The following is a 17,771-nucleotide window of genomic DNA, read 5'->3' on the forward strand; positions in this document are numbered from 1 at the left end:
CAGCTATGATTTGCTGCGGTATGCCCCAGGTTGTCCATGCGGAAGAAAGCGAACTCAAACTGATGAGAAATTCCACCTTGGACCAATCAATGCGTATCCATGTAGCCACCTTCGATACCGATAACGGAGCCGAGTACAATTCCGGTAACTGTTGGATCGCTGCTGACTTGTTCCAGAACCAAGAGGGTGTGAAGGTCCGCTATTGGTGTGAGCCTTCCACCGAGGAGGACGATCAATGACCATCAAAGAAATCTTCGACACCATGGACTACGGCCCCGCCCCCGAAAGCAGCGCTGAGGCGCTAACTTGGCTCGCCGACCGTGGCGGCATCGCAGGCCACTATATCAACGGCAAATGGGGTCCATTGCGCGATGACTTTGCGTCCAACAACCCGGCAACTGGCGTAAAGCTGGCCGGTGTGACCAAAGGCACAGCCGAAGAGATCGCGACAGCCGTTGCCGCCGCCCGCAAAGTGCAGCCTGCATGGGCCAAGTCCGGCCACAAGCGCGCCCGCGTCCTCTATGCCATTGCCCGTTTGATGCAAAAACATAGCCGCCTGCTGGCCGTGATGGAAACCTTGGACAATGGCAAACCGATCCGCGAAAGCCGCGACATCGACGTGCCGCTCGCGATCCGGCATTTCTATCACCACGCAGGCTTTGCCCAATTGATGAAAGCCGAACTGTCCGATCGCGAAGCGCTGGGTGTGTGCGGGCAAATCATCCCTTGGAACTTCCCCCTGCTCATGCTGGCGTGGAAAATCGCGCCTGCTTTGGCGATGGGCAACACGGTGGTCCTGAAACCGGCGGAATACACATCACTCACCGCAATGATCTTTGCCGAGATTTGCACCGAAGCAGGCGTGCCACCCGGTGTTGTGAACATTGTCACCGGCGACGGCGAAACGGGGGCGGCTTTGGTTGATGCGGCTGTCGACAAAATCGCTTTCACCGGCTCCACCGAAGTCGGGCGCAAAATTCGTGAAGCGACCGCCGGATCGGGCAAAGCGCTATCGCTCGAACTGGGCGGCAAATCCCCCTACATCGTGTTCGACGACGCAGATATTGACAGCGCCGTCGAGGGCCTCGTCGATGCGATCTGGTTCAACCAAGGCCAAGTCTGCTGCGCCGGCTCGCGCCTGCTGGTCCAAGAAGGGATTGCTGACAGGTTCTATGCCAAGCTCAAGACCCGCATGGACGGGCTGCGCATCGGTGATCCGCTGGATAAGTGCATCGACGTCGGTGCCATTGTGGATCCAGTGCAACTGGACCAGATCACCCGCATGGTCAGCGCCAACACAGAAGGCGAAACCTATCAGACCACCGCGCCAGACGGGTGTTTCTATCCCCCCACCCTGATCACAGGTCTGTCGCCCGCATCCACCTTGATGCAGGAAGAGATCTTCGGTCCGGTGCTAGCCGCAACAACCTTCCGCACACCCGTCGAAGCAGTCGAAATTGCAAACAACACACGCTACGGGCTCGCCGCATCAGTCTGGTCCGAAAACATCAACCTCGCCCTTGATATTGCGCCGAAACTGGCCGCTGGCATCGTTTGGGTGAACGGGACCAACATGATGGACGCGGCCGCCGGATTTGGCGGTGTGCGCGAAAGTGGGTTCGGGCGCGAAGGCGGCTGGGAAGGTCTGGCAGGCTATACTAAGCCAAAAGGCACAGCCAAACCGCTGAAGAAAATCGACGCCTTCACAACCGAGGACGGCCACCCTGCTGATCCGCTGGACCGGACAGCCAAGCTCTATATCGGGGGCAAACAAGCGCGCCCTGATGGGGGCTATTCCAACCCGGTCTATAGCCCGCGCGGCAAACTTTTGGGGCATGCCTCGATCGCCAACCGCAAGGATGTCCGCAACGCGGTTGAGGCCAGCAACGCAGCCAAAAGCTGGTCGAAAACCACAGGCCACTTACGCGCACAAATCCTTTACTACATCGCCGAGAACCTATTGGCGCGCGCCGATGAATTCGCCACACGTATCAACCAGATGACAGGCGGGCGCAGCGGCGCTGATGAGGTCGAAACCAGTATTCGCACCCTCTTTACCTATGCCGCTTGGGCAGACAAATACGACGGCCAAGCCCATGGTGTGCCCATTCGCGGGGTCGCCTTGGCGATGAAAGAACCGGTCGGCAATCTTGGCATCCTTTGCGATGACGCAGCACCACTTGCCGGACTAATCAACGCCATGGCCCCGGCTATCGCCATGGGCAACCGCGTGATCCTTGCAGCCAGCGAGCCATTCCCACTGGCTGCGACCGATTTCTATCAAGTGCTAGAAACCTCTGATGTACCCGCAGGTGTGGTGAACATCATCACCGGCAGCCATGCCGAGCTTGCGCCGACATTGGCCAAACACCTCGACATTGATGCAGTCTGGTCATTCTCCAGCACTGATCTGAGCGCAGAGATTGAGAAGGCCAGCGCCGGGAACCTCAAACGGACTTGGGTGAACAACGGCAAGGCCGTCACACCCTCAACCGCCGCGTACCTTGCCGCCAGCACTGAGGTCAAAAACATCTGGATCCCCTACGGCGAATAGCCCCTGATCTTCTCATGTTCAAAAATACCTCGGGGGAGCCGTAGGCGGGGGCAGCGCCCCCAAGCAACACTTATTTGACAGGACGGTTCTTGTTCTTATCGCGCCAGGTGCCCAACCAACGGCTGATCCGGCCCTTGCGTTCTGCCACACCGGCCTGCACCTCATCATATTGATCGCCCGCCGCATCGAGCAGCGGATCAACCGAGCGTTCGCGAAACTGCCGCCACGCCGCCCGGATGAAGACGATGGCGACCGCCAAAAAGACGAAAAAGAAAATATTAAACCACGGAATAATGCGCACATCCGGGCTGTCGACCGGTTCGATATTCACTGCATTTGGAAATATGGACAGGAACGGAATGCGCCAGCCATAGTGCGTAATCACAGCCCAGTTGCCATCACCGCTCCCAGTGAACCGCCCGGCTTGGACAGTCGCCTGTCCATGCAGGTTCGAGCTGTCGAACTTAAAATAGGGTGGCCAAATCCAGCCAGTGTCCTCGTTGCGATAGACCATCGTTTCAGTCGTGTCACGAGGGATAAATCCTAGCAGGAACGTCTCTTTCTTCTCGGTAAAAATGTAGAAAATATCACGGTTTTCCAGCTCAGCACTACCGCTGTCCGCTTGCGCATAGAACCAACGATTGAATGAGCCAAAGTCAGTGCGGCGCGGCTCCGCCTGGCTGATCTGCACGATGTCGTGCTGCGGCAAAACATAGTGCAGGAAGGACCCCGCCAATAGCAACGCCAGCACCCGAACGACCATCTTGAAACGTTTCATGTCAAAATCCTCAGTTGGCGTTGATGGTATAGACAATCGCAGTAATCACAACGGTCGGCACCACATAGACAAGACCGATCAATTTGGGCCGGATTGAGTTGTTGTAAGCTTGCATGCCCTGCAACACAAAAGCGTCACGCGCGCCTTTTTCGCCACCATCGGGGTGTTGTTCATCAAACTGATCTTCCAGCCGCTCTTTGCGGACCGACCGCGAATAGAGCGAGACAGAAAAATAGATGACACTCAGCCCGATAAACCCAAAAACCACGAGTTTGATAAATCCCATCAGCGTCTCCCCCTCGTCACCGCGCTCCACGGTCCGACGCGCGATATCAAATCAGGCTGCGTCACCCGCGGCATTTCTGTCATCGAAGCCTCATGTCCGAACAGTGCCTTTCGCGTTCCTGCTTTATCGACTTGGTACTCGCGGTCAAGAAAATCTACGACATAGGTCCGCTTTTCATCGGTCCAACCGGCATAAGCACGGTAAAAGATTTCCTTGTGGCAGATAAAGAGCTGGCGAATGTCCAGCGGTGTTAGTTCGGCCAGCAGCATGTTCACAAGGTCCGCATCAGGATGTTTCTTGGCTCGCAAGGTATAGAAGTACGCGGGATGCTCTGACGTAATTGTTGGCCACGGTCCGTCTTCTTCGGCCCAGCGCACAAGGGCCGCCAGCCCTTGCCAGGCCTGCGGCAACCGCTCGGCATACTGACGGCCCAACCGACGTAGATCACGGCGGGTAGCCCCTGTAAGGTCTTCTTTCATTTCAGCCGCCACCGAGGCGACGATGAAGTCCATCTTTTGATGCAAAATGGCAGCTGAATCGACGCCGCGCGCCTCCATGATCGGCTCCACCAAATCATTCAGCGTCAGGAACTTTGCAATGGCGGAACGGTCATTGAGATCACAGGTGAACGGGATCGGCAGATCACCAATATCTTCTTTTGCGCCCGCGACAATCGCGGCGGGATGCGGCACGCCACGAAAGACATACATGCCGCCAAAATGATCGGTCCAAAAGTTATCTTGCAGGAATGACATTTGACGCAGCGCGACGGGGTTGCGCACGACATCGCCGGTCTGCTTGGCCATACCAATCATCTGCGCGATCAGGACGTCATCGTGCCATCCGTCAGGCTCATCCTTGAAACGATCTATCATCTCCCCCAGCTTAGCTGCCGCAGCGACCGTTCCGCTCGTTGTGTCCGCCTCAACCCCGATTTTTCGGATATCAAATAGCTTTGCTGGCGTATCCGCGAGGTACACCGAATTGACCAGTTCTCCCGCAACAGCATCACGCGCAGTCAGGGCAAAAAGCTGCGCGCGGTTTTCCTCGATGAACTGCCGCAAAATACCGCGAGAGGTCGAGAACTTAGCATTCAACAGTGGCGCACTCGCCTGCTCTGTGCTGAGCAAGATAAACTGGCGGTTAACGCCTTGATGATTGAGGTAAAGCAGATCACCCAGCTCATCACCAATCTCAGGAGAGTATCCAGAAATATCAATATGGAACACCTCTAGGGCCGTTTGACGTCCCGAAAGATGTTTCAGCGCACGATTGTACCGTTCCACCAGAACCGGAGAGTCCACCCGGATCAGATTGCCAAACATCAATCCTTTTTCGATCAAGCGATGCATCTTACCACGTCTCCTTGACCCATTTGCGCGGCAAGCCCGCGACGGACAACAACATGATGGGCGCCCAGATGATGCCCGAAATCAATCCCAGTTTTCCAAAGAACTGGATGTTGGCTAGAATACCGGGTTCTGCGATGTCTGCGACGCTCAGACCCTGCCAGAGGTAAAGGCAGAAGAAAAACAATGCCGAAATCACAAACAGCAGCACCGTAGATAGGAAAGCATTCAGCATAAGGGGTGCTACACCTTCTGGCAGGACAAAGCTCAGCAAGCGTGGCACTGCGAATGCGGTGACAGCGAGCAAGAGCGCCGGAAGAAATAAGCTATCAGAGAATACCTCACCCATCACAAGGACTCCCTTTTAGTGGCCCAAAAACTGAGGGAGTATGCAGGCATCCAAAAAACAGCCAGATAAGCCGTCAAAATGCCGGTATATTGTATTGCCTGAATCGCCGTTTCAAATGTGACGCCATTCAAACTTACAAAGACCGAAAAGAACGCAGCGACAACGACGGTCACGCCAGTCATTTTGACCGCACCCATCAAAAAGCTCATTCTAGGTGCGATTGTGCTTTCAACGTTTGCACGCTTTGCATTGACGGCAAAACCAATACCAAGGATCACGAGGACAAGAATGGATATCGCATAAAGGATGATAAGAACTATCACCCCTTCCCCTCCAGATACCGCTTCTTGGCAATCTCCTGTCTGCCAAAGTCACGGACCATATTTTCAATCGCGACCTCATCCGACTTATCCGCATAACGGAATTCACTGTCCGCATAGCGGTTAATTTCCTGCACCACCATGTCGACCGTGATCGGTTGACGCAGCTCTGAAATCATCCCCTTCTTGGTGTCATAATCCTTGAACAGGAATAGATCAGGCTCTTCCATCCATTCATCCGGCAGTTCAAAATCCATCGCCCGGACCTTTACCGCATCGGTGATGTTCTTGATCGCGCGACCGGTAAACCGGGGGTCTGCTTCTTGAATACCCTTCAGGTAGGTGCCCAGCTTTGCAATCGTATCCAACTCACCAACCTCACCATGGACCTTGTCAAACACCCGCATCAGCCCCTCTTCATGCGGCCGCGCATGACCTTCGAAAGACGCAGCAACCGCCTTTTTGATCTCTTGCGCACTGAATACCTCATGCGCACCCACGGGGATGTCATGGTTCTTGCCCATCAGCAGATACAGGATGTCGATATAATCGTCGCGCGTCTGCGGCCCATCCACCAAGAAGCGCGCGCCGGCACGCTGGCGCAGCGCATCATCCACATTTTCTGGATAGTTCGAGAACATGCCAAAGGTGCAATTCCCGCGGACAACCGTATTGGCCCCCGCAAAGCTTTCCATCAGCACGGCGGTAATCTCCAACTGCCCGGCAGATGACTGACGATCACCACGCTTACCGGCCAACTGGTCAATATCGTCAATCGTTCCAAAGCCGATCACACCGGGATCCAGCACATTGTTGATGAAGGCCTTCGCGTTCTGGCCCGACTTACCCTGATAGCTGTCGATATTATCAGTCGAAAGGTTCTGATACCGAAACGGATAGCCTGCAGTCTGACAGTACTCATTCACCAGCCCCGCCATCATCTGGATCAGCGTAGTTTTACCGGTGCCGGGCGCGCCATCGCCCATAAACGTAAAGATAAACCCGCCCAGTTCGGCAAAAGGGTTCAGCTTGCGTTCAAAATCATAGGCCATCAGCATTTTCGACAACTTCATCGCCTGATATTTCGCGATATGGTTGCCCACAACCTCATTGGGCTTCTTGAAGGTCATGGTCAGGGCAGAGCCCTTAGCCTTACGCGCGGGCGTGAAGCCTTGGACAACAAAATCATCTGCCTCAACCCGCCAAGACGCGGCATTGAACGACGCCAAACGCCCCGCAGTCGAGGCACGCAGGGCGACTTTCTCCATCAGCTTCTCGGCAAAGGCCAACATGGTCGCGATCAGGGTCGGCTCATCCTTGGCGAACTGGCCCAGCTTTTGATCCAACTCCCAAATCGCACCATGCAGGGCGAGCGGGGCATTGTCGGTCAGAACCTCGTCCACGCTACCGACATCAACGCTCTGCTCACCCGCTTGGGTCGCCAGCAAAAATGACGTCGCATTGGCAAACGTATAAAGCGCGACCAGCGACTCTGCCGCCAGATACTCGCCAAACTCAACAGAGCGATCTTGCGGCAAGCGCCCTTCCAGATTGATACGCTTCAGTTCGGTCAGGGCGGTCTGATCGGAAAACGCATCGGCAACAGTCAAAGCAATCGACAGGGCCCGGCGCAAGGCATGCGCCACCGCCGCCTGCGCAGGCGAGGTCAGCGGATCATCGTCGTCGCTCTCGGCAATCCGGTCCAACAGGCGCACGCCACCCGAAGGGGCCGACGTCCGCGACAAAAGCCCCGGCGTGGTTGAGCGGAAACGACGACGGGCGGCTGCAACATCGGGCGATTTCTCGGGCGTCTCCAAAGATAACCGCGCTTTCGCCAACCGCGGCGCGTGGTCAAGCTGCATCAACATCTCTGCTGCAGGAATGTAATGCTTGCGGATATCGTCTTCACGCAGCTCCATTTGATCGCTTGATTGGCTCATTCGTTATCCCTCTTTGTCTGCGACCGCATCGTCAGCGCGCAATTCTTTCCACATATGCGCATGCGTTTGCTTTGAATACACACCAGTTACGGTCACTTCGTTGCCATAGCAAACACGGACGTAGTCCAAACCGGCGAGCGCACCCCCACGTATCTTTTGGATACAAGCGGTACCGCTAACAGGTCCGTATGAAATATCTGGCCGAACACTTACAAATCCCTGATTTTCCAACGCACTACGCGATGTGTCGACACGGTCATTCACGATATCGTCTCCGCTGGGGTACACCAAGTTTGTGCAGCCTGCCAAAACGGCTGCGCTAACAAGGCAAGTTTTATTCAGGATTTTCGATACTCTCAAAATATACGCTCACTAAGAATGGCTACCGCCTCTATCAAATCGTCAAACGTCTCAACATAATCCGCGCAACGCGCCTCAGGTATCGTGATCTGCCCTATTTATAACTCAGCACCCGCCCGCTTTCGCTCACCACAAACTTGCGCACATCGCGAAAGCCCGCAGGGTTGCGTTCTGCCAGCGCCTGATAGGGCCGCTCTGGCATAATCAAAGACCGCTCCATCCGGGTTGCACCCGCTTCGGCACCGCCACCCTCAAAGGGATCAAGCGCGAATATCTGGCGTTCCACCGATCCAAACCAGCCGGTTTTCACGTTTTCAACGCGTTCGGATATCAATTCTTCCTCGGTCCACACCAACGCCCAGTCTTCGCCGTCCGGCGCGTTGGCAGCCTTCAACACATCCCGCAACGGCCCTGACTGCCGGGTAAAGGCATTGCTGTACATCGGGCCTATGTGAAACCGGCGCAGACGTGTCGGGTGTAGGTCGCCGAAATCCTCATCAAACCCCTTCGCAATTGTCAGCAGCTTTAGGTGTGCCAGCGACTGCGCCATAAGATGCGCTTGCGCCTCGGGCCAGCGACGCTCGTCCTTTGGCAAGCCGGTACGCCCTGTATCTTCGACCTCCATCAGATAGATCGTCGGCAGGTTCACCTGACTGTCATAAACCGCCCAATGCACCAAGAAACGGCGACGGTCCGCATCATTGCCCAACCACACAGACTGTGGATCATTCCGCGCCCAAAACTGGTCACCGCGCGAAAGTTCCTCGTAATACAGCCGCTGCGACAAAGCATATTGCAGCTTTGTCGGGATTTCCTGTTCACTCAGGATCACCCGCACCATCTGGTCTTTCAGCGCAGCAGCACTCGGTTGCGCTTCCAGGTGGCGATCCGCCTGCAGCGCATCATTCGCCATCTCCAACAGCTCTTGATAGACGGGAAAGCCGCTCTCAACCCGGTCAAACGTCAGGTTGCCGGAATGGGCAAAGCGCCCCGCAAAATGGTACTTGTGCGACAGTGCGGTAAAGGTCCAGTTGAGGCCCACGAGATAGCGGGCCATCACCTCAATCTCTTTGCGACCAAAACGGCCTTCAGCCTCCATCGTTGCGGCAACCTTCGTCAGGTAGCCCGTGATTTTGGAAAACTTGCCAAAATACCGGCGCGTAACGCGGGTATCTTCCAGCTTCATGTGGTCGGCTTGGAGGTCAGGTGTGGTCATGGCTCAAAGCGACCCAAAACTACGCCGGAAACTGCCGTCAGTCAGAAAAAGCAAATCACTGCCCACTTCAGCCACCCCCTGACCCATCACCCGACTTACCAAAGCCACTGCGATCAGCGCCAGCATCACCACTAACATAAGCGAGAGCGAAGATACCGATTACTATACCAGGGATATACCAGTAAAACGGCGCACCCAGAAACGCGCTCAGCCATATCGCCACGCCGCCGATACAAAGCAAAACAAGCGCAACCTTAAGTCGGCGCTTCATTCCGCCCCATACTGATTGCTATCGTGCTTCCGGACAATCTCCTGGAAGCGACGGACAAAGCGTTCATCCGCTTTCGCTTTCTGCTCCAACACTTCGCGGGCAAAGACCATATGGTCCTCGTGCGCTTCCAACATATCGGTCATCCGGGCGTTCGTGGCCGACCCAATCGCCGCCATCGCTGACTGCGCCTCTTGGTCGGTTTTCACGCCAATCTCGTTGATTTGGTGCGCCACATCCTGCTGCTGTGCGGTCTTCAACGACTTCGACAAAGCATCATAAAGGACAACGCGCTGCTTGGTATCTGTCTGCAGTTTGTTGATCAGCACCATCTGTGTGGCCGCCTGGTTCTGCAAACTGTCGATCCAGGTTTTGCCCTTTTCGATATAGCGCTCAAGCGTCTGGGACTTCGCCAGTTGCACCTGTTCGTTTTGCACCATCTCGTTGTACTGGCCATTCAGCGCGGCCAATTCTGTTTCCAGCTTGGTGCGCGCAGCGGCATCCTGTTCAACGGAAATCTTGTTCTCAAGCGCGATAATCTTGGGGTCCATCGCAAGGATATCTGTGCGCAGGGCCTCCAATTCGCCCACGGTCATCTCACGCTCTTCCAGCGTACCACCAAGGTTCTTTTCAACGCTGGCCTTTTGTTCGTTCAGAACAACCAGCTGACCTTCAAGCAGCTTCATGATCACGTCGGATTTGCTGATCAAATCCTGCAATTTGTCATCAATGGATGCTGTGCGCATCCGTTCCTGACGCATGCTGTCCGCTTTGCCCTTGCTGAAAAAGCCGACAAGGCTTTCCATACCGGTCTTGGATCGCATTTCGTCAAAGTCTTTGGAAAAGGCCGTTGTGACGTCATCAAGACCCATGATCAGTTCAGCAATATTGGCATTCATCAGCTCGGTATGGGCATGCACGTCTTCCAAACTGGCGTTTTCGATATCAACTGAGATATCAGTGCCTTCTGCCATCTTGGTGCGTGCTGTCTCAATCCGGCTGGTCAGCTCAGAGATTTTGCTTTGTGCCTCGGCAACCTGTGCCTGGCTGTCCTTAATCTGTGTCTCAAAATTCGCCATATACGATCCCTCATTTTTTCTTTGATAACAGATACGTAAGCACTGTTGCCGTAGTTTTCAACCTAGGGCCGTGCGAATGCAGGCCTTTTCAGGCGCAAGTTTGACCCGGTATCGACATAAAGAAAAGGCTTTATACGTCGTCAAAAACAGGTGGGCGGTCAGAAGCCTCGGCCTCTGGCCCAAGCAATTCTTCGGCAGAGATGATCTTGGGCGGCAGTTCAATCCCGCGGCCAAAATTCTCTGGATCGACCCGCATCGACTCTTCTGGTGATCGGATAACCACCTTCATCGGTGCCTCTATCTGATTGTAGAGATGAATAACGTCCTGATTGAACATCCGGATACAGCCCGCCGATCCTGAGTTGCCGATGGACTCAAGATCATTCGTGCCGTGAATGCGATAGTGGGTGTCACGACTACCCCGGAACAAATAAAGCGCGCGCGCGCCAAGCGGGCTGCGCAATCCGCCCGGAATACCGGCGCGGAAGTCACCATAAACCTCTGGTTCTGTTCGCAACATATTCTGTGTTGGCGTCCATCCCGGCCATTTACGTTTAATTTTCATGGTTGTCGTGCCGCGGATTGAGCGGCCCGCCCGGCCCACACCAACAGGATAACGCGTCGTCGTCCCATCCGGGCGCACGTGGTAGAGAAACTTCGCATACGGGTCGACGTCCAGCGTATTGGGTGCGGCTTCGCCATTATATAGCCCCGACATACGACGATTGACGCCCTGCAAATACTTCGACGGGATGCCCGGCAGGATAAAGCCAGAATCCTCAATCGGGCCGTAACCTTCTATGAACGACGCCTCCTGCTCAGGCGTTGGCTCAATCTCAGTGCTTGGCACACGCGGCGCACAGGCGGCCGCTGTGCTTGCCAGGGCCATTGCCGCAAAAGACCGGCGGCTTAAATTCGTCAAAAACGTCATCTGTTCACCTTGGAAATTCCGAATCCCCTCATAACACTCTGACCGAGAAGGGCAAAATGCTACTCAGGCGAGTTTTCGCAAATCTGTATGACGTCGTAACATGCGGGTGACAACACCCAACGAGCGGCCATCGGGGTATTCGGCGGGCCCCTTGATGTCAGGCTTATTTCCAAACAGAATCAAAGACATAGATTGAATGGCCATCCCCCGTGCGCCACCATGTACCACCTCGGGTTCGATTGTCACACCATGCAATGACAAGTGATCGCGCACAGCATCGTGATCGAATGGACTTGTTGCGATGCAAACATGATCAACATTGCGCCCGCCAGCGATTGGTGGAATGGCAGCGGCGGCACCCGGGTGAATGGTATGCTCATGCGGTGTCCCAAACCGGACAGCACGGCCGATCCGTTCGGCGCATATGAAGGTGAATGAGATCATCCGCCAAGACAACGTCACCCGCTAACGAAATAACGATATGTCCCTTTACCAGCAGCCAAGCCAAGGCCACCTGCGCTGCCGTTGTCCCGTGATCACCGGCATAACTTGCCCGGTTCCACGTCGCGAGATCCGCTACATGGAATTGATCTGATTTCGGACAGACCCTCGCATCGATTGCAGCAACCTACAACGATTACGTAAGGATATCGAAGAGTTAACCCAGCCGATCACCAAGATCGAGCCCCTTCAACACCTCGTCGGCAGGCATCGCTTTCTTGCCCGGACGTTGCGCCACCGTGACCTCAACCGCACCATTTCCGCAGGCAATCGTGAATCCACCCAGCACCTGCCCCGGTTGACCTGCACCATCGGCGATCCGTGATCCCAGCAGCTTGAGCCTCTCACCATTCACTTCGCACCAAGCGCCAGGGAAAGGAGACAAACCGCGGATCAACCGATCAACCTGATTTGCAGGTTTGGCCCAATCAATTCGTGCCTCGGACTTGTCGATCTTGGCGGCATAGGTCACGCCAATCTCTGGCTGCATTTGCGGGCGCAGATCAGTCAGTCTCTCAAGCGCTTGAACGATTTGCTCAGCACCCATCCGCGATAGACGATCGTGCAATGTGCCGGTTGTTTCTTCGGCACCAATCGGTGTCGCCGCGCGCAGCAGAACCGGCCCAGTATCCAGACCAGCTTCCATCTGCATGATGCAAACACCGGTTTCTACATCCCCCGCCATGATCGCGCGGTGAATGGGGGCCGCCCCCGCCACCGAGGTAAAAGCGAGGCGTGAATGTTCAGGCACCCCGCCTTAGGTGCATCCAAAATCGCCTGCGGCAAGATCAGCCCATAGGCCACGACGACTGCGACATCTGCGGCTAGTTCGGCAAACGCCGCCTGCTCGTCTTCGCCTTTCAGCGAGACAGGATAGCGGACCTCCAGTCCCGAAGCTTCCGCCCGTACCTGCACAGGCGAAGGGCGGTCTTTCTTGCCGCGCCCTGCCGGACGTGGCGGCTGACAATAGACGGCCACGACGTCATGGCCGGCATCCACCACCGCATCCAACACTGACACCGAAAAATCAGGTGTCCCCATAAAGATTATACGCATCGCCCTGACTTTCTTCGTCCAATCAAACTTCCGCCGGAGGCAATCCGACACTAGCCACGTCGCGCCTTCGCCGATTTCTTAATCAACATATCCCGTTTCACCCGCGTTAGGTGATCAAAGAACATCTTACCGGCCAAATGATCAATCTGATGCTGCACCGACGTGGCCCATAACCCGACAAAATCCTGCCGGTCCCACTGCCCATCAGCATTCAGAAACCGCACCGTAACAGCGCGGGGCCGCGTGACCTTGGCCCAAACCCCCGGCAAATTGGGTGAGCCTTCTTCGTGATCGCGCGGTTCAACACTGCTATGTAGGATGGACGGGTTTGCCATCCGAATAGCCTGCCCGCGTTCTTGCGAAGCATCCACAACCGCCAAAGCCATATCAACGCCCAACTGCGGCGCGGCCAGCCCGACACCGGGCATCATATCCATGGCCACAATCATCTCATCCCAAATGGCGCGCACGTCATCGGTGACCTCGGCCACCGGTGTTGCAGGGGTGCGCAAAGCCGGATGTGGCCACATCACAAAGGGGCGGTGTGTCATTGCAAGGTTCCTGTCTGGGTGATCAGCCTACCTTCAAGGTGATCGAACTCGTGACAAATACAAACAGCTTCCACGCCATCAAAGCGACCCTGTTGCCATGCGCCTTCCAGATCCTGCCATTTCATGTCGATCCAGATCGGACGACTGACATCAAAACTCTTTTCAGGGATAGATAAGCACGCTTCGGCCCCAACCCGTTCTTCCTCAGACCGCGCTGTGATCTGGGGGTTCACAAAGATCATCGGCACGGGATCAGCTTCTTTCCATGTGGTATCCACAACAAAGACACGGGTACTGACGCCTATTTGTGGCGCGGCCAAACCACGCCCCGGTGCGGCATACATCGTTTCAAACATATCGCGGATTAGGCTCGCCAACCCCTCATCAAAGGCCGTCACGGGCGCGGCCATATCCTGCAATATCGGATCACCCTCAAAGCGCAGCGGACGGATAGCCAAGGCCTAGCCCCGCGCCATTTCGCGTTTCAGCTTTTGCATCTTGCGGGTGATCATCTGGCGCTTCAGCGGCTTAAGGTAGTCGATGAACAGCTTGCCATCCAAATGGTCAATTTCATGCTGGACACAAGTGGCCCACAACCCGTCAAACCGTTCGCGCTTGGTTTGGCCATCAAGGGCTAACCATGTCACTTCGACCTCTGTGGGCCGCTCTACATCTGCGAACTGCTCCGGGATTGAAAGACAGCCCTCCTCGTAGACGTTGGTGTCCTCCGAAGTCCAGACGACTTCAGGATTGATCAGAACCATCGGTTCGGGCGTGGCATCATCGTCTTTTGCGCAATCCATCACCAGGATACGGCTCATCACCGCAACCTGTGGTCCGGCCAGGCCAATTCCCGGGGCATGATACATCGTCTCAAGCATATCATCGGCCAACCGGCGCAAGTCATCAGTCACATCTGCAACAGGTGTCGCCACCTTCTTAAGACGTGGATCGGGGTGAATAAGGATATTTCGCAAAGCCATAGCAGTGATTTAGGCCGCAACTTGCAGAAATGCAAACGCTTGAGCGATGTAACCTTGACGTTACATATCAGCGCCACTATGTAACCCATAGGTTACTCAACACGCGAAAAGGAGAAGTCATGTCTGTAAACCCTATCAGCCGCATCCGCCTTTTTGGAAGTGCAGCAATTGTCATTGCGACACTCGCCGCTCTTGTCGCGGCATTCCTGTCGATCGGGCCATCAGGACTGGTCTGGGCTGGTATCATCGGCGCGGTCGCACTTGGCTATGCAGCACTTTCGTTCATCCTGCACCTGCGGTACCCCGACGCAGCAGAGGCGGCCTGGGATGAACAAAACACCATTGCCCATCGCGACAGCATCATCTTTGGCTTTTGGGCCGTGCTTTGGGTCTTTCTTGCTTTTTTGGCGCTCAGCCTGACGGGCCGGATGGACCCTGCCGCAGCATTCTACTGGTTGGGCCCAGTGCTGGGCGCTGTGCCACCGGCGCACTACGTTGTTTCGGTCCTGCGGGGCCGGGCCGAATGACAACAAAGCTGATCGTCCACCTGCGTGCACACCGCACGCAGGCCAATCTAACCCAGGCGGAATTGGCCAATCTGATCGGCGTTTCGCGCAAAACGATCAATACAATCGAAAACGGCATCTTCACTCCTTCAACTACGCTCGCCCTGACACTTGCCGATGCGTTGGATTGCAGCGTGCACGATCTGTTCGCACTGCCGGAATAGCGCTTGCACTCGCCGCCGTGCCGCTTAGCTTGACGCGGTGAAGACAGGAGTAAGCCATGACATTCGACCACGCCCCAGATCGCCGGAACACACATTGCGTCAAATGGGACAGCATGGAGGCGCTTTATGGCGTCAGCCCGGATGAAGGTATCTCGATGTGGGTGGCCGATATGGAATTCGCTGCCGCCCCCTGCATCCAGAAATCCGTGCAGGATATGGTCGATCACGGTGTCTATGGCTACTTCGGCGACGACGGCAAATATAAGGCGGCGATCCAGTGGTGGATGGAAACCCGACACAACTGGGCGATTGATCCGGCGTGGATTTTCACCACCCATGGGCTGGTCAACGGCACAGCGATGTGCGTCGACGCCTTCACCAACCCTGGCGATGGAATTGTTCTGTTTACGCCCGTCTACCACGCCTTCGCCCGCGTGATCGAAGCCGCTGACAGGCAGGTTGTCGAATGCGAATTAGTGAACACCAACGGCCGCTATGAGATGGATTTCACCGCCTACGACGCTCAGATGACCGGGAACGAACGGATGGTCATCCTCTGCTCACCGCATAACCCCGGCGGGCGGGTCTGGAGCAAGGCCGAGTTGCAGGCCGTTGCCGCATTCGCCAAACGGCATGAGTTGATCTTGGTTTCTGACGAAATCCACCATGATCTGACGATGCCCGGCCAAACCCATATCCCAATGGCCCATATCGACGGCATCACGGACCGTTTGGTCATGATGACGGCCACGACCAAGACGTTCAACATCGCAGGCAGCCACTCTGGCAATGTCATCATCGAAGACCCCGACCTGCGCGCGCGCTTTGCCAAGCGCATGGCCGCACTGGGGCTGTCGGCGAACAGTTTTGGACTGTTCATGGCCACCGCAGCCTACTCACCTGAAGGGGCCGCTTGGGTGGACGCGCTCTGCAGCTACCTTGACGAAAACCGCAAGATTTTTGACGCAGGGATCAACGCTATCCCCGGCCTGTCATCGATGAACCTAGAGGCGACATATCTCGCTTGGGTCGATTTCGCCGGTACAGGCATGTCGCGAAAAGAGTTCACGGAACGCGTGCAGGACAATGCCAAAATCGCCGCAAACCATGGACCCACTTTCGGTACAGGCGGGGATAGTTTCCTGCGGTTCAATCTTGGGGCACCAAAGGCACAAATCAAAGATGCCGTTCGTCGTATGCAGACTGCCTTCGCGGATTTGCAATAGGGTGGGTCAGCGGCTGATCAGCCCCGCAGGCACAAAGTCTGGACGCACGAAATCTGCCGCAGGCTCGGTCGCAACAGGCGTGGCCCATTTAAACTCAAACACCCGCTCGAAATCTTCATCGACCGAAGACACCACTAGGCACGTATAAAGATGCTTTGGCCCATCATAGATATCGACATGACCGCGCAACCGCTCTGACCCGTCCAGATCAAGGGCAAAACCCCCATCCCAAAACCGGCGAATGCGATAGGTGTCATCACCATCGTGGACCGACAGACGGTCTTTGCGCTTCAGTGCAGCTTTGCGCGCTTCTTCAAGACCCTGACGTACGGCGTCAGGCAAAAACGTATACATAACAAGCCCCTCCAGACTACGCAGAAGATGGCCCGATAAAGGTAAAATTCAAATGACAAAATCCGCCGCGGTGCAGAAAGCCCTTATTCTTATACCTTCACACGGGGCCGCAACACATGCGGCTTGGCCGCATCATAAAGCGCCGAATCAGGAAACCCATGCGAATCGGCCAAAGCAGGCCCCACAAGGATCAGCGCTGTCCGCGTTATCTTGGCCGTACGCACCTTCTCGCGCACATCCGTAAGCGTGCCGCGAATGATCATCTGGTCGGGCCAACCCACGCGGTAGATCACGGCCACCGGACAATCCGCACCATAATAAGGGGCCAACTGCCGCTCAATTTCGCGCAATGCACGAATGCCCAGATGGATCGCGAGCGTCGCACCGGTGCGCGCAAAATTCTCAAGCGTCTCACCCTCAGGCATCCCCGTCGATTTCATCGACATACGGGTCAAAATGATCGACTGGGCCACCTCTGGCACCGTCAATTCGGTCCCCAATGCAGCAGCGGCAGCGGCATAGGCCGGCACACCGGGAATGATCTGGTAATCAATCCCATCCGCCTTCAACCGCCTGATCTGCTCGGCAATCGCGCCATAAAGTGATGGATCACCCGAATGGACTCGGGCGACATCCTGCCCTTTGGCATGCGCATCCAAAATCGCGCCATGGGTATCATCCAACGTCATCGGCGCGGTATCCATCACCAGCGCACCCTCAGGCGCACAAGCGACAACCTCAGCAGGCACAAGTGATCCGGCATAAAGACACACCGGACATGCCCCAATCACCCTTGCGGCCTTCAAGGTCAGCAGTTCCGGATCACCCGGACCGGCCCCAATAAAGTAAACGGTCATGGCAAGACCCCCATCTTTCTATGTCCGATCAAACTTCCGCCGGAGGCATCGGGATGGCGGGTGGGGCGTCTTTGGCGCCAGCC

General features: G+C 55.8%; 23 protein-coding genes and 1 pseudogene. 5 read left to right on the forward strand and 19 right to left on the reverse strand.

What is annotated here, in order from left to right; all coding sequences use genetic code 11:
* Window positions 1-89 precede the first annotated feature (89 nt).
* A complete protein-coding gene (locus ACZ1G5_RS05380; RefSeq protein WP_472731869.1) occupies window positions 90-239 on the forward strand; it encodes a hypothetical protein in 150 nt (49 codons plus the stop codon).
* Complete coding sequence (locus ACZ1G5_RS05385) at window positions 236-2,554, forward strand: aldehyde dehydrogenase family protein (protein WP_472731870.1); 2,319 nt, start codon at window positions 236-238, stop codon at window positions 2,552-2,554. The genes ACZ1G5_RS05380 and ACZ1G5_RS05385 overlap by 4 nt, the downstream gene beginning before the upstream one ends.
* Window positions 2,555-2,624: 70 nt before the next feature.
* Here ACZ1G5_RS05385 and ACZ1G5_RS05390 read toward each other — a convergent pair whose 3' ends face one another.
* From ACZ1G5_RS05390 to def (ACZ1G5_RS05470), 17 genes and pseudogenes are all read right to left on the reverse strand, one after another.
* The gene (locus ACZ1G5_RS05390; protein WP_472731871.1) at window positions 2,625-3,332 is read right to left on the reverse strand and encodes a DUF1523 family protein; all 708 of its coding nucleotides are present in this window, start codon (window positions 3,330-3,332) and stop codon (window positions 2,625-2,627) included.
* A 10-nt stretch (window positions 3,333-3,342) separates the two neighbouring features.
* Window positions 3,343-3,618, reverse strand: coding sequence for a hypothetical protein (locus ACZ1G5_RS05395; RefSeq protein WP_472731872.1), 276 nt, complete (start codon window positions 3,616-3,618; stop codon window positions 3,343-3,345).
* Window positions 3,618-4,970, reverse strand: coding sequence for a DUF6638 family protein (locus tag ACZ1G5_RS05400; RefSeq protein WP_472731873.1), 1,353 nt, complete (start codon window positions 4,968-4,970; stop codon window positions 3,618-3,620). The genes ACZ1G5_RS05395 and ACZ1G5_RS05400 overlap by 1 nt, the downstream gene beginning before the upstream one ends.
* 1 nt (window position 4,971) lies before the next feature.
* The gene (locus ACZ1G5_RS05405) at window positions 4,972-5,316 is read right to left on the reverse strand and encodes a hypothetical protein (protein ID WP_472731874.1); all 345 of its coding nucleotides are present in this window, start codon (window positions 5,314-5,316) and stop codon (window positions 4,972-4,974) included.
* On the reverse strand, window positions 5,316-5,594 hold the full coding sequence (locus ACZ1G5_RS05410; protein ID WP_472731875.1) for a hypothetical protein: 279 nt from the start codon (window positions 5,592-5,594) through the stop codon (window positions 5,316-5,318). The genes ACZ1G5_RS05405 and ACZ1G5_RS05410 overlap by 1 nt, the downstream gene beginning before the upstream one ends.
* 41 nt (window positions 5,595-5,635) lie before the next feature.
* Window positions 5,636-7,576, reverse strand: coding sequence for an AAA family ATPase (locus ACZ1G5_RS05415; RefSeq protein WP_472731876.1), 1,941 nt, complete (start codon window positions 7,574-7,576; stop codon window positions 5,636-5,638).
* Between the two features lie 3 nt (window positions 7,577-7,579).
* A complete protein-coding gene (locus ACZ1G5_RS05420) occupies window positions 7,580-7,840 on the reverse strand; it encodes a hypothetical protein (RefSeq protein ID WP_472731877.1) in 261 nt (86 codons plus the stop codon).
* A 190-nt stretch (window positions 7,841-8,030) separates the two neighbouring features.
* On the reverse strand, window positions 8,031-9,152 hold the full coding sequence (locus tag ACZ1G5_RS05425; RefSeq protein WP_472731878.1) for a hypothetical protein: 1,122 nt from the start codon (window positions 9,150-9,152) through the stop codon (window positions 8,031-8,033).
* 67 nt (window positions 9,153-9,219) lie between these two features.
* Window positions 9,220-9,423: a hypothetical protein gene (locus tag ACZ1G5_RS05430; protein ID WP_472731879.1), complete on the reverse strand. Its 204-nt coding sequence runs from the start codon at window positions 9,421-9,423 to the stop codon at window positions 9,220-9,222.
* Window positions 9,420-10,499: a hypothetical protein gene (locus ACZ1G5_RS05435; protein WP_472731880.1), complete on the reverse strand. Its 1,080-nt coding sequence runs from the start codon at window positions 10,497-10,499 to the stop codon at window positions 9,420-9,422. The genes ACZ1G5_RS05430 and ACZ1G5_RS05435 overlap by 4 nt, the downstream gene beginning before the upstream one ends.
* 130 nt (window positions 10,500-10,629) lie before the next feature.
* Entirely contained in the window at window positions 10,630-11,430 is an 801-nt protein-coding gene (locus ACZ1G5_RS05440) for a L,D-transpeptidase (RefSeq protein ID WP_472731881.1), read from the reverse strand.
* Between the two features lie 63 nt (window positions 11,431-11,493).
* On the reverse strand, window positions 11,494-11,874 hold the full coding sequence (locus ACZ1G5_RS05445; RefSeq protein ID WP_472731882.1) for a VOC family protein: 381 nt from the start codon (window positions 11,872-11,874) through the stop codon (window positions 11,494-11,496).
* 214 nt (window positions 11,875-12,088) lie between these two features.
* Window positions 12,089-12,478 carry a methionyl-tRNA formyltransferase gene (locus ACZ1G5_RS05450; protein ID WP_472734279.1) on the reverse strand — a complete coding sequence of 130 codons (390 nt, stop codon included), beginning with the start codon at window positions 12,476-12,478 and terminating at the stop codon, window positions 12,089-12,091.
* Between the two features lie 30 nt (window positions 12,479-12,508).
* A pseudogene (locus tag ACZ1G5_RS05455) lies at window positions 12,509-12,987 on the reverse strand (methionyl-tRNA formyltransferase); the annotation flags it as partial.
* A 50-nt stretch (window positions 12,988-13,037) separates the two neighbouring features.
* Window positions 13,038-13,538 carry a peptide deformylase gene (gene def, locus ACZ1G5_RS05460; RefSeq protein WP_472731883.1) on the reverse strand — a complete coding sequence of 167 codons (501 nt, stop codon included), beginning with the start codon at window positions 13,536-13,538 and terminating at the stop codon, window positions 13,038-13,040.
* Entirely contained in the window at window positions 13,535-13,996 is a 462-nt protein-coding gene (gene def, locus ACZ1G5_RS05465) for a peptide deformylase (protein WP_472731884.1), read from the reverse strand. The genes def (ACZ1G5_RS05460) and def (ACZ1G5_RS05465) overlap by 4 nt, the downstream gene beginning before the upstream one ends.
* Before the next feature lie 3 nt (window positions 13,997-13,999).
* Window positions 14,000-14,521 (reverse strand): peptide deformylase, encoded by a 522-nt coding sequence (gene def / locus ACZ1G5_RS05470; protein WP_472731885.1) that lies wholly within the window; start codon window positions 14,519-14,521, stop codon window positions 14,000-14,002.
* A 119-nt stretch (window positions 14,522-14,640) separates the two neighbouring features.
* Between def (ACZ1G5_RS05470) and ACZ1G5_RS05475 the strand changes: the two genes are divergently transcribed.
* Genes ACZ1G5_RS05475 through ACZ1G5_RS05485 form a run of 3 tightly spaced genes read left to right on the forward strand, consistent with a single transcriptional unit; the run spans window position 14,641 to window position 16,477 of the window.
* On the forward strand, window positions 14,641-15,048 hold the full coding sequence (locus tag ACZ1G5_RS05475; protein WP_472731886.1) for a hypothetical protein: 408 nt from the start codon (window positions 14,641-14,643) through the stop codon (window positions 15,046-15,048).
* The gene (locus ACZ1G5_RS05480; RefSeq protein ID WP_472731887.1) at window positions 15,045-15,251 is read left to right on the forward strand and encodes a helix-turn-helix transcriptional regulator; all 207 of its coding nucleotides are present in this window, start codon (window positions 15,045-15,047) and stop codon (window positions 15,249-15,251) included. Before ACZ1G5_RS05475 ends, ACZ1G5_RS05480 begins: the two co-directional genes overlap by 4 nt.
* Window positions 15,252-15,307: 56 nt before the next feature.
* Window positions 15,308-16,477 carry a MalY/PatB family protein gene (locus ACZ1G5_RS05485; RefSeq protein WP_472731888.1) on the forward strand — a complete coding sequence of 390 codons (1,170 nt, stop codon included), beginning with the start codon at window positions 15,308-15,310 and terminating at the stop codon, window positions 16,475-16,477.
* 6 nt (window positions 16,478-16,483) lie between these two features.
* Here the strand turns inward: ACZ1G5_RS05485 and ACZ1G5_RS05490 are convergent, their stop codons facing one another.
* Both ACZ1G5_RS05490 and cobM read right to left on the reverse strand, forming a co-directional pair.
* Entirely contained in the window at window positions 16,484-16,831 is a 348-nt protein-coding gene (locus ACZ1G5_RS05490; protein WP_472731889.1) for a hypothetical protein, read from the reverse strand.
* Window positions 16,832-16,920: 89 nt separating this feature from the next.
* Complete coding sequence (gene cobM, locus ACZ1G5_RS05495) at window positions 16,921-17,688, reverse strand: precorrin-4 C(11)-methyltransferase (protein ID WP_472731890.1); 768 nt, start codon at window positions 17,686-17,688, stop codon at window positions 16,921-16,923.
* Between the last annotated feature and the right edge of the window lie 83 nt (window positions 17,689-17,771).

The organism is Yoonia sp. JB2-21 (assembly GCF_055693545.1).

Excerpts from the sequence above, each read along its gene's own strand:
- ACZ1G5_RS05380 (WP_472731869.1), top strand. The coding sequence starts at position 90 with ATGCGTATCCATGTAGCCACCTTCGATACCGATAACGGAGCCGAGTAC.
- ACZ1G5_RS05385 (WP_472731870.1), top strand. The coding sequence starts at position 236 with ATGACCATCAAAGAAATCTTCGACACCATGGACTACGGCCCCGCCCCC.
- ACZ1G5_RS05390 (WP_472731871.1), bottom strand. The coding sequence starts at position 3,332 with ATGAAACGTTTCAAGATGGTCGTTCGGGTGCTGGCGTTGCTATTGGCG.
- ACZ1G5_RS05395 (WP_472731872.1), bottom strand. The coding sequence starts at position 3,618 with ATGGGATTTATCAAACTCGTGGTTTTTGGGTTTATCGGGCTGAGTGTC.
- ACZ1G5_RS05400 (WP_472731873.1), bottom strand. The coding sequence starts at position 4,970 with ATGCATCGCTTGATCGAAAAAGGATTGATGTTTGGCAATCTGATCCGG.
- ACZ1G5_RS05405 (WP_472731874.1), bottom strand. The coding sequence starts at position 5,316 with ATGGGTGAGGTATTCTCTGATAGCTTATTTCTTCCGGCGCTCTTGCTC.
- ACZ1G5_RS05415 (WP_472731876.1), bottom strand. The coding sequence starts at position 7,576 with ATGAGCCAATCAAGCGATCAAATGGAGCTGCGTGAAGACGATATCCGC.
- ACZ1G5_RS05425 (WP_472731878.1), bottom strand. The coding sequence starts at position 9,152 with ATGACCACACCTGACCTCCAAGCCGACCACATGAAGCTGGAAGATACC.
- ACZ1G5_RS05430 (WP_472731879.1), bottom strand. The coding sequence starts at position 9,423 with ATGAAGCGCCGACTTAAGGTTGCGCTTGTTTTGCTTTGTATCGGCGGC.
- ACZ1G5_RS05435 (WP_472731880.1), bottom strand. The coding sequence starts at position 10,499 with ATGGCGAATTTTGAGACACAGATTAAGGACAGCCAGGCACAGGTTGCC.
- ACZ1G5_RS05440 (WP_472731881.1), bottom strand. The coding sequence starts at position 11,430 with ATGACGTTTTTGACGAATTTAAGCCGCCGGTCTTTTGCGGCAATGGCC.
- ACZ1G5_RS05445 (WP_472731882.1), bottom strand. The coding sequence starts at position 11,874 with ATGATCTCATTCACCTTCATATGCGCCGAACGGATCGGCCGTGCTGTC.
- ACZ1G5_RS05450 (WP_472734279.1), bottom strand. The coding sequence starts at position 12,478 with ATGGGTGCTGAGCAAATCGTTCAAGCGCTTGAGAGACTGACTGATCTG.
- def (WP_472731883.1), bottom strand. The coding sequence starts at position 13,538 with ATGACACACCGCCCCTTTGTGATGTGGCCACATCCGGCTTTGCGCACC.
- def (WP_472731885.1), bottom strand. The coding sequence starts at position 14,521 with ATGGCTTTGCGAAATATCCTTATTCACCCCGATCCACGTCTTAAGAAG.
- ACZ1G5_RS05475 (WP_472731886.1), top strand. The coding sequence starts at position 14,641 with ATGTCTGTAAACCCTATCAGCCGCATCCGCCTTTTTGGAAGTGCAGCA.
- ACZ1G5_RS05480 (WP_472731887.1), top strand. The coding sequence starts at position 15,045 with ATGACAACAAAGCTGATCGTCCACCTGCGTGCACACCGCACGCAGGCC.
- ACZ1G5_RS05485 (WP_472731888.1), top strand. The coding sequence starts at position 15,308 with ATGACATTCGACCACGCCCCAGATCGCCGGAACACACATTGCGTCAAA.
- ACZ1G5_RS05490 (WP_472731889.1), bottom strand. The coding sequence starts at position 16,831 with ATGTATACGTTTTTGCCTGACGCCGTACGTCAGGGTCTTGAAGAAGCG.
- cobM (WP_472731890.1), bottom strand. The coding sequence starts at position 17,688 with ATGACCGTTTACTTTATTGGGGCCGGTCCGGGTGATCCGGAACTGCTG.